We start from the raw sequence: 12,829 nt of genomic DNA on the forward strand, positions 1-12,829 counted from the left end.
ACGGGTTGGGGCGTTGCGGCGGGATGGCGGGATAGCGCCCACAGTATGTTCGGTCCCCCCCCCATTGGGGTTTTCACAAGCTTCATCCGGGGGATGAGGGAAATGGACAGCCATAGCCAACCCACAAACCAGCGGGGCTGGCGCGGGGCGGGGGTGGGCTTTGTGCTAATGGTTTGCGAGGGTAGAGGCGAGCCTGCGTGGAGCGCTGTTCCCTGGCGCCCCCAACCCGGTCGAGCATGGCTCGACGCTACGGCACCCGCAGCAGCGGCACCTCGAAACTCCGCTTCAGCGTGCCCAGTGCTACCGATGTGCGGAAGCGCTCGATGTTGTCATCGCCGCCGAACAACCGCTCGGTGATCGCCTCGTATTCTTCCATCGACGCGGCCGAAAGCAGCAGCAGGAAATCGCCGTCGCCGGTGATCGAATAGCACTGCTGTACCGCCGGGTCGTTCTGCACGCGTCGCTTGAACGGCGCCACGCGTTCGCGCTGCTCGCTGACCACGCGCACCTCGACGATGATGGTCAGCGGCCGCCCGACCTTGGCTGCGGCGACCACCGCCACGTTGGCGGCGATCACGCCACTGTCCTGCAGGCGCTTGATGCGGCGTTGCACGGCCGGGGTGGACAGGTGCACGGCCTCGGCGATTTCGCGCTGCGGCAGGGTGTTGTTCCGCTGCAGGAGGTCGAGGATGGCGCGGTCGAAACTGTCGAACACGGGAGCGGTGGCCATGGCGAGCAGAAGTTGCACGAACAGGCTGTCAATTGAGCCAAGTGCTCGGCGGTGACGCAATAGACTTTGCGCATGCAGACCTCACGACTCGCGCCGATGTTGCCGGCGCTGGCGGTGCTCGGCTCGGTCACCTCGCTGGCCATCGGCACTTCCTACGCAAAACACCTGTTCCCGCTGATCGGTGCGCAAGGCACCAGCGCGCTGCGCGTGGGCTTTTCCGCGTTGTTGCTGCTGCTGTTCTGGCGACCATGGCGCTGGAAGACCAGCCGCCCGGATGCCGTCACCATCCTGCGCTACGGGCTCACTCTGGGCCTGATGAACCTGCTGTTCTACATGGCCCTGCGCACCATTCCCTTCGGCATCGCGGTGGCCATCGAATTCACCGGGCCGTTGACGGTGGCGATGCTGTCATCACGACGTCCGATCGATTTCCTCTGGGTGGGGTGCGCGGCGCTGGGGCTGCTGTTGCTGCTGCCGATCGGCGGCGGGCCGGCGCTGGACCCGGCCGGTGTGCTGTACGCGATGGGCGCGGCGGCCTGCTGGGGCCTGTACATCGTGTTCGGCAAGCGTGCCGGCCATCTGCATGCCGGGCATTCGGTGTCGCTGGGGCTGCTGGCCGCGTCGCTGGTGGTGGTGCCGGTGGGCGTGGTGCATGCCGGTGCCGCGCTGCTCGATCCGAAGATCCTCGCGACGGGCCTGCTGGTGGCACTGGTGTCCAGTGCGATCCCGATGTCGCTGGAGATGATGGCGCTCAAGCGCCTGCCGAAGGAGACCTTCGGCATCCTGATCAGCATGGAACCGGCGGTGGCCGCGCTGTGGGCGATGCTGCTGCTGCACGAGCACCTGCACGGGCTGCAGTGGCTGGCGATCGGCTGCACGGTGCTCGCCTCGGTGGGCAGCACGATGACGGCAAGGCGCTTGAAGGGGCCGATCGCGCAGGCCGGGTAGCGCCGGGCCATGCCCGGCGGAGAGCGTGCGGACCAACGGTCCGCACCCACAAGAGCGGCTGTCCGCAGCTCTTGGGCAACAAGCCAACCAAGGTTGGCGCCTGCCGGGTGCGGTCAGCGCAGGGCGTCGGCCGGGACGTCGATCTGCATCGCCAGGGCGAGGTGATCGGAGAACGCGGCCGGTACGGCTTCCACGGTGCGGGTCTGCAGGCCGCTGCTGACCAGGATGTGGTCGATGGCGCGGTCCGGGCGCCAGCTGGGGAAGGTCGGCACGATGCAACCTGGCGGCTGCAGCCGGGTCTTCTGGTACAGCACCTGCATTTCCGGGCGCTCGGCCAGGCAGTTGAAGTCGCCCATCAGCACCGCGTTCGGGTGGTCGGACAGCAGCTCGGCGATGAAGCCCAGCTGCGACATCCGCGAGCCCGCGCCCAGCGACAGATGCGCCACTGCGACTGCCAGGCCGTCGGCGCCGTCGCCGAACTTGGCCAGCAGCACGCCGCGCCCGCCGATGCGGCCGGGCAGGGCGTGATCCTGCACTTCAACCGGTTCCAGCTTGCTCAACAGGCCGTTGGCGCTGGAGGCGACCCCGCCCATGCGCCGGTTGGGCTGGTGGCTCCAGTAATTGAAGCCGGCGCGCTGGGCCAGGTAGTGGGTCTGGTTGGTGAAGCCCGAGCGCAGGCTGCCCGGATCGGCCTCCTGCAGGCCGACGATGTCATGTTCGCGCGCCAGGGTGGCGATCGCGTCAAGGCTGCTGCGCTTGCGACCCGCCGGCAGCGCATGTGACCAGCTGCGGGTCACATAGTCGCTGTAGCGGCGGGTACTTGAGCCGGCCTGGATGTTGGCCGTCAGCAAGCGCAGGGTCCGTGTACGGGGGGAATTCACGGCCGGGAAATGCTTCTCTTGGATCAGTGAGCCTGGGCCGCACCGCGTTCGCGGGCGATCAGGTGGTCGGCGATGCGCAGCATGTCCGGGAAGCTCTTGCCCTTCACCAGGTACTTGCCGTTGACGATGATCGACGGGGTGCCGCTGATCTGGCTGCGCTGCGCGAACTGCTTGGCCGAGTTGGTCTTGGCATTCACCGCGAAGCTGCCCATGGTGGCGGCGAACTGCTTCGGATCCACGCCGTAGGCACCGTAGAACTTGGCGATGTCTTCCACCGAATCACGGCCGCGCTCGCCCTTCAGGGTCTTCTGCGAGTGGATGGCGGCGTACAGCGCTTCGTGGGTCTTCTCCTGCACGCCCAGGGTCTGCGCGGCGTAGAAGGCACGGGCGTAGTCATCCCAGGTGCCGCCGAACATGGCCGGCACGTAGACGAAGTTCACGTCGCTCGGCAGGCCGGCCTTCCACGGGCCGACCAGCGGCTGGAATGCGGCGCAGGCCGGGCAGACGTAGCCGAAGATCTCGGTCACTTCGATCTTGCCGGTGGCCGGCTGGAACGGCTGGCCGTTCGGGATCACCTGGTAGTCGGCACCTTCCACCGGGGCCGGGCCGGTCAGTGCGGCGGTGGTCGGGGCCGGTGCGGTGGCCGGAGCCGCTTCGGCCGGGGCCTTCTCGCCTTCAGCGGCAGCCGGCGCGGCGCCTTCGCTGCCCGCCGCCGGCGCAGCAGCCGGTTCGGTGGTGGCTGCCGGGGCTGCAGCCGGTTCGGCCGGGGCCGCGGTGGTGTTGGTGCTGCCGTCATCAGCCTTGCAGGCAGCCAGGATCGGCAGCAGCGCTGCGAGGGCGAGGGCGTAACGGATCTTCATGGAAACGTCTCCAGCATCTGGAATGGTGGGGCCGGCGCCAGGCGCCGGCCAGAGGGAAATGATGACATGCGGCGGCGACAGCGCCGTGTCGGTGGTGGGTGTTGGTTCAGCGGCCGCGGGCAGCGCGGGCCTGGGCGATCAGCGCCGAGGCGATGCGCAGCTGGTCGTCGAAGCTGTTGCCACGCACCAGGTACTGGCCGTTGATGATCAGCGCCGGGGTCCCCGGGATCCTGGTGCGCTGGGCGAACGCGCGCGCGGCATCGACCTTCTTCTGTACGGCGTCGCCGCGCAGGGCCTGCAGGTAACGGTCCGGGGTCACGCCATACGCCTTGTAGAAGGTGGCGAGCTCATCGGCCGAGACGTTCTGCATCGGCAGCGATCCCTGCTCGTGCAGGGCCTTGAACACGGCAGCGTGGCTGCGCTTGGCCACGCCGACCTCGTCGGCGGCGTAGTAGGCCAGTGCCCAGGCATCCCAGGCGCCACCGAAGGCTGCCGGGACCGGGGTGAAGCGCACGTCGGCCGGCAGCTTGGCCGCCCAGGCTTCCAGCTGCGGTTCGAAGTGGGCGCAATGCGGGCAGGTGTAGCCGAAGACCTCGACCACCTCGATCTTGCCGGCCAGCGGCTGGAACGGGCCCGGCTGGGCGATGCGCTCGTAGTCTTTGCCCTCGACCAGCGGGGCATTGGCGGGGGTAGCGGCGCAGGCTGCCAGCGGCAGCAGCACCAGCACGGACAACAGCAGGCGGGAAATCAACCTCATCGACACGCATCTCCGTTGAAAAAAGCAACGCCGGCGCAGTCGCCGGCGTGAAGGAAACATACCGCAGGCGCGGGCCGTGGTGGCGGCCCGGGCCGACCAGTGGTGGTCAGGGGGCGGCAGCCGGTTGCGCCGACGGGGGGGCAGTGGCCACATCGTCGGCCTTGTTGTGCAGACCCTGCAGGTAGCTCGACAGCGCCTGCACCTCCTGCTCGCTCAGCTTCTGCGCGACTGTCGCCATGATCTGGAAGTGGGCCTTGTCGGTCTCGTTGGTCTGGCCGGCCTGGTATTCCTGCAGGCGGCGCGCGACATAGCTGGCGTGCTGACCACCGATGTGCGGATAGGCCGGACCTGGATTACCGGCACCGCTGGGGCCGTGGCACGCCATGCAGGCCGGCAGGCCGCGCTTGGCGTCTCCGCCGCGGTACAGCTGCTGGCCGATCTCGTAGAACTTCATGCCCTTGTACGGGCCGTCGGTGACCGCCGTGTCGTCGGCGATACCGGCGGTGGCCTTCTGCGTGGCGAAGAACGCGCCGATGTCGCGCATGTCCTGCGGCGTGAGGTTCTGCACGAACGGGACCATCGCCACCGCCGCGCCGGAACTGCGCTGGCCGTTGGCGATCAGGGCCATCTGCTGGGCCACGTAGCGTTCGCTCTGGCCGGCGATGGACGGATACATCTCGACCGTGGCATTTCCGTCGGCGCCATGACAGGCCGCACAGGCCGAAGCCTTGGTCTGGCCAGCCTTGGCATCGCCCCAGTGGGTCTTGCTGAAGTCCACCTCCAGCGAGGCGGTGTTGATCGGCCCGTTGTCGGGCAGCGGGGTCAACGTGGTCTGCGCGAACGCAGCAGCGGCAACGACTACAGCAGTGGCAAGGGCGGATACGGCAAGAACGCGAGCGTGGCGCATGCTGAAGCTCCGTATGGACCGGGCCGGGCGGTGGCCGCCGGCATCGCCCGGATTATCAACGCCGTTTCCGCGCACGGTCAACGCAGCAGTGCAGCAAAATGCCCGCAGGGGCCGCCGGCACGGGCGCGCGGCGCCGCAACATGCGATCCTAGGCACATGTCATTGCTCATCGAACGCGCCCGTTACCACCTTTCGGCCCACAACGTGCGGCAGCTGCCGCCCGACGAAGGGGCCGAAGTGGCCTTCGCCGGCCGCTCCAACGCCGGCAAGTCCAGTGCGCTCAACGCGCTGACCCGCCAGAACGCCCTGGCCCGTGTCTCCAAGACCCCTGGCCGTACCCAGCAGCTGGTGTTCTTCCAGGTCACCCCGGAAGCGCATCTGGTCGACCTGCCAGGTTATGGCTATGCAAAGGTGCCGCTGGACCTGCAGGCGCACTGGCAGGCCTTCATCGACAGGTATTTCCGCACCCGCGAAGCCCTGAAGGGGCTGGTGGTGGTGATGGACATCCGCCATCCGCTGAAGGACTACGACCGGCAGATGCTGTCCTACGCCGTGCAGCGCGGCCTGCCGGCGCACGCCCTGCTGACCAAGGCCGACAAGCTCAGCCGCAGCCAGCAGATGCAGACCCTGCAGAAGGTGCGCAAGGAACTGCACTCGGCCTACGGCGACAGCGTCAGCGTGCAGGTGTTCTCCGGCGAGGACCGCACCGGCGTGGACGAAGCCCGTGGCGTGATCGGCGGCTGGCTGGGGCTGGAGTAAGGCTTCCGGTTTTCCTGTAGAGCCGAGCCCACGCTCGGCTGCCGCGCGCAGCGCGGCCAGGCCCCGGTAGCCGAGCATGGGCTCGGCTCTACAAGGGCTCATTGGCTCATTTCAACGGCGAATACTCCGCCGGCACCCAGGCATATGCCTGGCCTTCGCTGCGCACGTGGCCCAGGCCGGGGAACGGCAGGTGCGCGCCGGCCACCCACCAACCGTGGGCGGTGGCCTGCTGCAGCAGCCCGCGACGGCTGGCGATCGCCGCTGTGCGGTCCGAATCGGCCTCGAATGCCGCCTCCGGGTGCGCGAACTGCACCGCATGGAAGTGCAGCACATCACCCCATACCAGCAGTGACTGGCCCTGGCTGTCGAACCGGTAAGAGACATGGCCGGGCGTATGGCCATGGGTGTCCATCGCCACCGCGCCGCCGGGCAGGGCGTCGCCGGGGCTGAAGGTGCGCAGGTGGCCGCTGGCCTGGTATGGCGCGACCGCATTGCGTGCCAGCGGGAAGGCGAAGCGCACGCCCTTCGGCGCGGTGGCCTCGCTGGCTGGGTTGAGCCAGTAATCGGCATCCGCCTTGGACAGCCACACCGTGGCATTGGGATAGGCCGGCTTGCCCTGCGCGTCGAGTACGCCGCACAGGTGGTCCGGATGGGCGTGGGTCAGCAGCACCTCATCCACCTCGGCCGGGTCCACGCCGGAGGCGCGCAGATTGCCCAGCACCTGGCCCAGGCCGGGGCCAAAGCACTGCGCGGTGCCGGTGTCGACCAGGGTCAGGTGGTTGCCCTGGCGGATCAGGAACGCATTGATCGCGGTCTGCAGGCCCTTCTTGTCTTCCGGCACGTAACGGCCTTCCAGCAGGCGGCTGACCAGCGTCGGCGGCACGTCCACCACTTCCTGCCTGCCGAGTGCGACCACGCCGTCGAACAGGGCGGTGACCTGCAGCGCACCGACGCGCTGGTGGTAGACGCCGGGCACCTGCTGGGTGGGGGCAGGCGAGGTGGCCTCGGCCAGCGCGGCCAGCGGCAGGGAGGACAGTGCCAGCAGCAGGGCGGTGCGCAGCGGCAGGGGACGCAGGGTCATGGCGGTTCTCGGTGGATGACGGGCGGTTCCGTTGTGCCCAGAGTGCCGTGGCGGGCGTGTGCGCGGCGCTCAAACCACTGCGCGGAATGCTCAGGGAAGGGGGTGTCTGCAGGGCTGCAAGCCCTGCCGAACCCCCTCAGATGTCTGTGGGAGCCAGCCCGTACTGCTCGGCGAAGCGCCTGCTGAAACTGGCCGCAGAGCGGTAGCCCGCGCGCGCTGCCACGGTCTTCAGCGGCAGGTCGGTGGTGTAGAGCAGCTGCATGCCATGCGCCAGCCGCGCCTCGGTGAGCAGCTGGCGCAGGCTGGTGTCCTCGGCGGCAAGACGGCGGCGCAGGGTTGCACCGCTCAGCGCGAACTGTTCCTCGACATCGCGCGATTGCCAGTCGCGTGCGGGTTCGGCAGCGATGCGGTCGCGGATCTGTTCGCCCAGGCTCGGGGCCTGCGGCAGCAGCAGGCTGCCATGCCCCTGCCGGCACAGCGTCAGTACCAACGACGCCAGCGCCAATCGTGCTTCGCTGTAACGCCCGTCCTGCAGCGATTGCCGCCACTGCCGCAGCACCACGCCATGTTCGATCAACGGCAGGCGCGCCATCGCCGTGCCTGCGCTGGGCAGTGCTTCGCTCCACAGCGTGCGCGCCGCCGCCAGCACTTCAGCACACAGCGGCACGATGGCACTGAGGTAGCGGCCGCTGCGCGGGTCGGGGGTGTTGACCACATCGATGCGGCAACGCTGGGTGAGCAGCAGGATGTCGCCGGGCACGAACTCCAGTGACTGGTGCGCGGTGCGTACCTGCTTGCGGCCTTCCAGCAGGATCGCGAACTGGGGTTGCGGAATCTCCACCGAACTGGCGCCGTGCTCGCGGCGTGCGGTGATGCAGGCATAGCCTTCGGCGCGTTCGCAGCCGGCCAGGCTGGCCATCTCGGCCAGCAGCGCGGCAACTGGCGGCAGCATGCCGGTCATGCCACGTGGGCGCCGAACAGGCGTCCGACGCCTGCAGCGGCGGCCATTGCCAGTGCACCCCAGAACATCACCCGGATCGCCCCGCGGACAGGCGGTGCGCCGCCGGCGCGGGCCGCCATCGCACCGGTCAGGCACAGGCCCAGCAGGGTGCTGCCGGTGGTGATCATCGCAACCTTGTCCACCGGGGCGAGCAGGGACGTCAGCACCGGCAGCGCGGCGCCGCAGGTGAAGGCTCCAGCCGAAGCCAACGCCGCCTGCAACGGGCGCGCGCGCAGGGTATCGGTGATGCCCAGTTCGTCGCGGGCGTGCGCCCCCAGTGCATCGTGTGCGGTGAGCTGCTCAGCCACCTGCCGTGCCAGCGCCGGGTCCAGGCCGCGGTGGCGGTAGATTCCGGCCAGCTCTTCCAGTTCGCTGTGCGGGTCTTCGTGCAGCTCGCGCTTTTCCATCGCCAGGTCGGCGTCTTCGGTGTCGGCCTGGGTCTGCACCGAGACGTATTCGCCGGCGGCCATCGACATCGCGCCGGCCACGGTGCCGGCCACACCGGTGGCCAGGATCGTGCTGGCCGAAGCGCCGCTGGCGGCCACACCAACCACCAGGCCAGCCACCGAGACAATGCCATCGTTGGCCCCCAGCACGGCGGCACGCAGCCAGCCGACGCGCTCGGAGCGGTGCAGTTCGGGGTGTCGTGAATGGCGGCTCATGACCCTGAGTGTACGAGGGTCAAGAGGGCGTCGGTAGGATGCTGAAACCCGTCACCGTCGCATGACGCAACGGGGTGCCACGCTATAGTGCGCCCTTGCGATGGAAGGCCCCGGGCCCCACATCCCCTGCCACTGTCCAGCGAGCCTTCCCCTTGTCGAGCCCCAGCCACGTCGCCGATACCCCCATTACCGACCGCTCGCAGCTGGTGGAGGTGATCGCCTCCGGCGAGAAGCCCCGTGCGCAGTGGCGCATTGGTACCGAGCACGAGAAGTTCGGATTCCGCCTGGACGACCTGCGGCCGCCGACCTTCGAGGGCGAGCGTGGCATCGAAGCGCTGCTCAATGGCCTGGTCCGCTTCGGCTGGGAGCCGGTGCAGGAGAACGGCAACACCATCGCCCTGCTGCGCGATGGTGCGTCGGTGACGCTGGAACCGGCCGGTCAGCTGGAACTGTCCGGCGCAGCGCTGGAGACCATCCACCAGACCTGCGTGGAGACCGGCACCCACCTCAATGAAGTGGCGCAGGTGGCAGGCGAATTGCAGCTGGGTTTCCTCGGCATGGGTTTCCAGCCGAAGTGGAAGCGCGACGAGATGCCGTGGATGCCGAAGGGCCGCTACAAGATCATGCGCTCGTACATGCCCAAGGTCGGCTCGCTCGGCCTGGACATGATGACCCGCACCTGCACGGTACAGGTGAACCTGGACTACGCCACCGAAGCGGACATGGTGAAGAAGTTCCGCGTGTCGCTGGCGCTGCAGCCGATCGCCACCGCGCTGTTTGCCGATTCGCCGTTCACCGAAGGCAAGCCGAACGGCTACCTGAGCTATCGCTCGCACATCTGGACCGACACCGACGCCGATCGCACCGGCATGCTCGACTTCGTGTTCGAGGAGGGCTTCGGTTACGAGCGCTATGTCGATTACCTGCTCGACGTGCCGATGTACTTCTCCTACCGCGATGGCATCTACCACGACGCCAGCGGGCAGAGCTTCCGCGATTTCATGCAGGGCAAGCTGCCGGTGCTGCCGGGTGCGCTGCCGACGCTGCGCGACTGGTCGGACCACATGACCACCGCGTTCCCGGAAGTGCGCCTGAAGAAATACCTGGAAATGCGCGGCGCCGATGGTGGCCCGTGGAGCCGCCTGTGTGCGCTGCCGGCGTTCTGGGTGGGCCTGCTGTACGACGACACCGCGCTGGATGCCGCCTGGGACCTGGTGCGCGACTTCACCCTGGCCGAGCGCCATGCGCTGCGCGACGGTGTACCGAAGCATGCGATGAACCTGCCGTTCCGCAACGGCACGGTGCGCGACTTGGCCCGCGAGGCGGTGAAGATTTCGGTGGAAGGCCTCAAGCGCCGGGCAGCGCGCAATGCCGATGGCCAGGACGAGAGCAAGTTCCTGGACGTGCTGCAGGAGATCGTCGAATCGGGGCTGACCCCGGCCGAGCGCAAGCTGGCGCTGTTCCATGGCCGCTGGCACGGCGATGTGGATCCGGTGTTCCGCGAGTTCGCGTACTGACCACCATGCGGGGTTACCGGCCAGCGGCTGGCACTGCCAGAAGAAAAACCCCGGCATTGCCGGGGTTTTTCTTTTTCACATCTGCCTTGGATCAGGCTGCGTTCTTCATCGTCGCCATGTCGATCACGAAGCGGTAGCGCACATCGTTCTTCGCCATGCGTTCCCAGGCTTCGTTGACGTTCTTGATGTCGATCATCTCGACGTCGCTGACGATGCCGTGCTCGGCACAGAAGTCCATCATTTCCTGGGTCTCGGCCATGCCGCCGATCGCCGAGCCGGTCAGGTGCTTGCGGCCGAAGATCACACTGCCGCCGGTCAGCGGCGGGTCCAGTTCGGTCAGCACGCCGACCAGGCACATGGTGGCCTCGCGCTTGAGCAGGCCCATGTACGGGTTGGTGTCATGGCCAACCGGGATGGTGTTGAGCAGGAAGTCGAAGCTGCCGGCGTGCGCCTTCATCTGCGCGGCATCGCGCGAGACCAGCACCTCATCGGCGCCCAGGCGCTTGGCGTCGGCACCCTTTTCCGGGGTGGTGGTGATCATCACCACGTGCGCGCCGAGTGCCTTGGCGAACTTCACGCCCATGTGGCCGAGGCCACCGAGGCCGATCACGCCAACCTTCTGGCCCGGGCCGACCTTCCAGTGGCGCAGCGGCGACCAGGTGGTGATGCCGGCGCACAGCAGCGGGGCGGCCGCCTTCAGGTCGAGGGTGTCGGATACCTTCACCACGAAGCGCTGCTCGACCACCACGTGGTCGGAATAGCCGCCGTAGGTCGGTGCGCCGCTTTCGCGTTCACGGCCGTTGTAGGTCCAGGTCGCGCCTTCGGCGCAGTACTGCTCCAGGTCGTGCTCGCAGGCGTCGCAGTGGCGGCACGAGTCGACCATGCAGCCCACGCCGGCGTGGTCGCCGACCTTGAAGCGGGTGACGTTGCTGCCGACCTCGGTCACGCGGCCGATGATCTCGTGGCCCGGCACCATCGGGTAGATCGAGCCACCCCAGTCGTCGCGGGCCTGGTGCAGGTCGGAGTGGCAGATGCCGCTGTAGAGGATCTCGATGCGCACATCGTCCGGGCCGACCGCGCGGCGTTCGAACTCGTACGGAACCAGCGGGTCGGTATGTGAATGGGCGGCGTAACCACGGGCGAGGGACATGGGGAATCCTTGGCAGGGTTTGTCGAAAGGCGTTTTACAATACGCCCCGTTCCCAGCGGCAAGAAGCGCGGATATCGGCATGATTCATCAAGTGAAACTGCACAATCATGGCCACTGACAACCTCACCCATCTGGCCGCGTTCGCCGCGGTGGCCCGTCATCGCAGTTTCCGCCGTGCCGGTGCCGAACTGGCTCTGTCGACCTCGGCGGTGAGCTATGCGATCCGCGCGCTGGAGGAACGGTTGGGCGTGGGCCTGTTCCATCGCACCACCCGCAGCGTGGCCCTGACCGAGGCCGGGCAGCGCCTGCTGGAGCGGTTGCAGCCGGCGCTGGGGCAGGTGCATGACGCGCTGGAGGAGATGAACCAGTTCCGTGCCGCCCCGGCCGGCCTGCTGCGGATCAATGCGACGCGCGCTGCCGTGGCGACCCAGTTGGGTCCGAGGCTGGCGCGCTTCCTGCACGCCCATCCTGACGTGCGGGTGGAACTGACCGAGAACGATGGCCTGGTCGACATCGTCGCCGAGGGCTACGACGCCGGCGTGCGCCTGCACGAGTTCGTGCCCGAGGACATGGTGGCGGTGCCGATGGGGCCGCCGCTGCGTGGGCTGATTGTCGGTGCGCCGGACTACCTGCGCCGGCACCCGGCACCGCAGCATCCGCGTGACCTGGCTGCACACGAGTGCATCCGTTTCCGCTTTGCCAGTGGCCATCTGTACAAGTGGCAGTTCGAGCGCGCTGGGCAGGCGCTGGAAATCGACGTGCCGGGGCGGTTGACGCTGGGCGAGCAGGGCACCGTGGTCGGCGCGGTGCTCGATGGCATCGGCCTGGCCTATGTGCTGGAAGACACCGCACGGCCCTACATCGAATCGGGGCAGATGGTGGCGGTGCTGGAAGACTGGAGCGAACCGTTCGCGGGATTCGCGTTGTACTACCCGAAGCAGCGGCAGATGCCCGGCGCGCTGCGCGCGTTCGTGGACATGCTGCGCGAGTGAATCGTGGATGGGGCAACCCTACGGCCCCTGCAACACCGGCGCCAACAACGCCAGGCACTCACGCAGGTGCGCATCCACCGGCGCATCCTCGGCCGCCACCCCGATCACGCGTTCGCGTAGCGGTTCGGCCACCGTCATCGCCAGGATCAGCCGCGCCATGCGCGCCGAATCCCCCTCACGCAGCAGCCCACGCTGCTGCTGCCGCGCCAGCCAGTCGGCCAGCAGCGCTCGGCCGCGCTCGATGCCGTTGTCCAGATAGGCCTGCAGCAGCGCGTCTTTGCCGGGAAAATCGGTGGCCAGCAGCCGGAACACCTGCACCGCCTGCGCCGATAGCGCCTGCGCGCACACCGCCTGCAGGATGTCCTGCAGCAACGGCACCACCTCGTCGGCATCGCGCGCATCGCGCTGCAACTGTGGCGCGAAGCCGTCGGTCCACTCACGCACCGCCAACCCGACCAGTTCCTCGCGGTTGCTGGCATGGCGGTACACGGTCTTCTTTGCCACCCCGGCATGCGCCGCCACCGCTTCGATCGTGGTGGCCTCGTAACCCTGTGCCAGCAGCAGCTCCAGCGTAGCCTGCAGCAC

The 12,829-nt window shown here is 68.1% G+C and carries 14 protein-coding genes; 4 read left to right on the forward strand and 10 right to left on the reverse strand.

What is annotated here, in order from left to right:
• Positions 1 to 247: 247 nt before the first annotated feature.
• Complete coding sequence (locus tag QRO91_RS19145; protein WP_100443679.1) at positions 248 to 730, reverse strand: Lrp/AsnC family transcriptional regulator; 483 nt, start codon at positions 728 to 730, stop codon at positions 248 to 250.
• Between the two features lie 72 nt (positions 731 to 802).
• Between QRO91_RS19145 and QRO91_RS19150 the strand changes: the two genes are divergently transcribed.
• The gene (locus QRO91_RS19150; protein ID WP_049429103.1) at positions 803 to 1,678 is read left to right on the forward strand and encodes an EamA family transporter; all 876 of its coding nucleotides are present in this window, start codon (positions 803 to 805) and stop codon (positions 1,676 to 1,678) included.
• Positions 1,679 to 1,791: 113 nt separating this feature from the next.
• On the opposite strand, the gene QRO91_RS19155 is transcribed toward QRO91_RS19150, so the two are convergent.
• The 4 genes from QRO91_RS19155 to QRO91_RS19170 form a co-directional block, all read right to left on the reverse strand.
• On the reverse strand, positions 1,792 to 2,529 hold the full coding sequence (locus tag QRO91_RS19155) for an endonuclease/exonuclease/phosphatase family protein (RefSeq protein WP_005419292.1): 738 nt from the start codon (positions 2,527 to 2,529) through the stop codon (positions 1,792 to 1,794).
• A 53-nt stretch (positions 2,530 to 2,582) separates the two neighbouring features.
• Positions 2,583 to 3,419 carry a thiol:disulfide interchange protein DsbA/DsbL gene (locus tag QRO91_RS19160; protein WP_005414471.1) on the reverse strand — a complete coding sequence of 279 codons (837 nt, stop codon included), beginning with the start codon at positions 3,417 to 3,419 and terminating at the stop codon, positions 2,583 to 2,585.
• 106 nt (positions 3,420 to 3,525) lie between these two features.
• A complete protein-coding gene (locus QRO91_RS19165; RefSeq protein WP_005411024.1) occupies positions 3,526 to 4,176 on the reverse strand; it encodes a thiol:disulfide interchange protein DsbA/DsbL in 651 nt (216 codons plus the stop codon).
• Between the two features lie 106 nt (positions 4,177 to 4,282).
• Complete coding sequence (locus QRO91_RS19170) at positions 4,283 to 5,083, reverse strand: cytochrome c (protein ID WP_049426753.1); 801 nt, start codon at positions 5,081 to 5,083, stop codon at positions 4,283 to 4,285.
• A gap of 156 nt (positions 5,084 to 5,239) precedes the next feature.
• Here QRO91_RS19170 and yihA point away from each other — a divergent pair, with 156 nt between their 5' ends.
• Positions 5,240 to 5,842, forward strand: a complete 603-nt coding sequence (gene yihA / locus QRO91_RS19175) for a ribosome biogenesis GTP-binding protein YihA/YsxC (protein WP_049426754.1) — start codon at positions 5,240 to 5,242, stop codon at positions 5,840 to 5,842.
• 106 nt (positions 5,843 to 5,948) lie between these two features.
• On the opposite strand, the gene QRO91_RS19180 is transcribed toward yihA, so the two are convergent.
• The 3 genes from QRO91_RS19180 to QRO91_RS19190 all read right to left on the reverse strand — a co-directional run bounded on the left by QRO91_RS19180 (position 5,949) and on the right by QRO91_RS19190 (position 8,585).
• Positions 5,949 to 6,923 (reverse strand): MBL fold metallo-hydrolase, encoded by a 975-nt coding sequence (locus QRO91_RS19180; RefSeq protein ID WP_049428269.1) that lies wholly within the window; start codon positions 6,921 to 6,923, stop codon positions 5,949 to 5,951.
• A 136-nt stretch (positions 6,924 to 7,059) separates the two neighbouring features.
• Positions 7,060 to 7,884 (reverse strand): AraC family transcriptional regulator, encoded by an 825-nt coding sequence (locus QRO91_RS19185; RefSeq protein ID WP_049428266.1) that lies wholly within the window; start codon positions 7,882 to 7,884, stop codon positions 7,060 to 7,062.
• The gene (locus QRO91_RS19190; protein WP_049428264.1) at positions 7,881 to 8,585 is read right to left on the reverse strand and encodes a VIT family protein; all 705 of its coding nucleotides are present in this window, start codon (positions 8,583 to 8,585) and stop codon (positions 7,881 to 7,883) included. Before QRO91_RS19190 ends, QRO91_RS19185 begins: the two co-directional genes overlap by 4 nt.
• 152 nt (positions 8,586 to 8,737) lie before the next feature.
• On the opposite strand from QRO91_RS19190, the gene QRO91_RS19195 reads away from it, so the two are divergent.
• Positions 8,738 to 10,102 (forward strand): glutamate--cysteine ligase, encoded by a 1,365-nt coding sequence (locus tag QRO91_RS19195; protein ID WP_049428260.1) that lies wholly within the window; start codon positions 8,738 to 8,740, stop codon positions 10,100 to 10,102.
• Positions 10,103 to 10,193: 91 nt separating this feature from the next.
• On the opposite strand, the gene QRO91_RS19200 is transcribed toward QRO91_RS19195, so the two are convergent.
• Positions 10,194 to 11,252: an NAD(P)-dependent alcohol dehydrogenase gene (locus QRO91_RS19200; RefSeq protein ID WP_049428257.1), complete on the reverse strand. Its 1,059-nt coding sequence runs from the start codon at positions 11,250 to 11,252 to the stop codon at positions 10,194 to 10,196.
• A gap of 107 nt (positions 11,253 to 11,359) precedes the next feature.
• On the opposite strand from QRO91_RS19200, the gene QRO91_RS19205 reads away from it, so the two are divergent.
• Positions 11,360 to 12,244 (forward strand): LysR family transcriptional regulator, encoded by an 885-nt coding sequence (locus QRO91_RS19205; RefSeq protein WP_049428253.1) that lies wholly within the window; start codon positions 11,360 to 11,362, stop codon positions 12,242 to 12,244.
• A gap of 18 nt (positions 12,245 to 12,262) precedes the next feature.
• Here QRO91_RS19205 and QRO91_RS19210 read toward each other — a convergent pair.
• Positions 12,263 to 12,829 (reverse strand): TetR/AcrR family transcriptional regulator (locus QRO91_RS19210; protein ID WP_285310522.1); only part of this gene is annotated, 567 nt, incomplete at its 5' end.

The sequence above is a fragment of the Stenotrophomonas maltophilia group sp. Smal32 genome (genome assembly GCF_030237085.1).
In the GTDB taxonomy this organism is placed as follows: Bacteria; Pseudomonadota; Gammaproteobacteria; order Xanthomonadales; family Xanthomonadaceae; genus Stenotrophomonas; species Stenotrophomonas maltophilia_Q.

Excerpts from the sequence above, each read along its gene's own strand:
- QRO91_RS19145 (WP_100443679.1), bottom strand. The coding sequence starts at position 730 with ATGGCCACCGCTCCCGTGTTCGACAGTTTCGACCGCGCCATCCTCGAC.
- QRO91_RS19150 (WP_049429103.1), top strand. The coding sequence starts at position 803 with ATGCAGACCTCACGACTCGCGCCGATGTTGCCGGCGCTGGCGGTGCTC.
- QRO91_RS19160 (WP_005414471.1), bottom strand. The coding sequence starts at position 3,419 with ATGAAGATCCGTTACGCCCTCGCCCTCGCAGCGCTGCTGCCGATCCTG.
- QRO91_RS19165 (WP_005411024.1), bottom strand. The coding sequence starts at position 4,176 with ATGAGGTTGATTTCCCGCCTGCTGTTGTCCGTGCTGGTGCTGCTGCCG.
- QRO91_RS19170 (WP_049426753.1), bottom strand. The coding sequence starts at position 5,083 with ATGCGCCACGCTCGCGTTCTTGCCGTATCCGCCCTTGCCACTGCTGTA.
- yihA (WP_049426754.1), top strand. The coding sequence starts at position 5,240 with ATGTCATTGCTCATCGAACGCGCCCGTTACCACCTTTCGGCCCACAAC.
- QRO91_RS19180 (WP_049428269.1), bottom strand. The coding sequence starts at position 6,923 with ATGACCCTGCGTCCCCTGCCGCTGCGCACCGCCCTGCTGCTGGCACTG.
- QRO91_RS19185 (WP_049428266.1), bottom strand. The coding sequence starts at position 7,884 with ATGACCGGCATGCTGCCGCCAGTTGCCGCGCTGCTGGCCGAGATGGCC.
- QRO91_RS19190 (WP_049428264.1), bottom strand. The coding sequence starts at position 8,585 with ATGAGCCGCCATTCACGACACCCCGAACTGCACCGCTCCGAGCGCGTC.
- QRO91_RS19200 (WP_049428257.1), bottom strand. The coding sequence starts at position 11,252 with ATGTCCCTCGCCCGTGGTTACGCCGCCCATTCACATACCGACCCGCTG.
- QRO91_RS19205 (WP_049428253.1), top strand. The coding sequence starts at position 11,360 with ATGGCCACTGACAACCTCACCCATCTGGCCGCGTTCGCCGCGGTGGCC.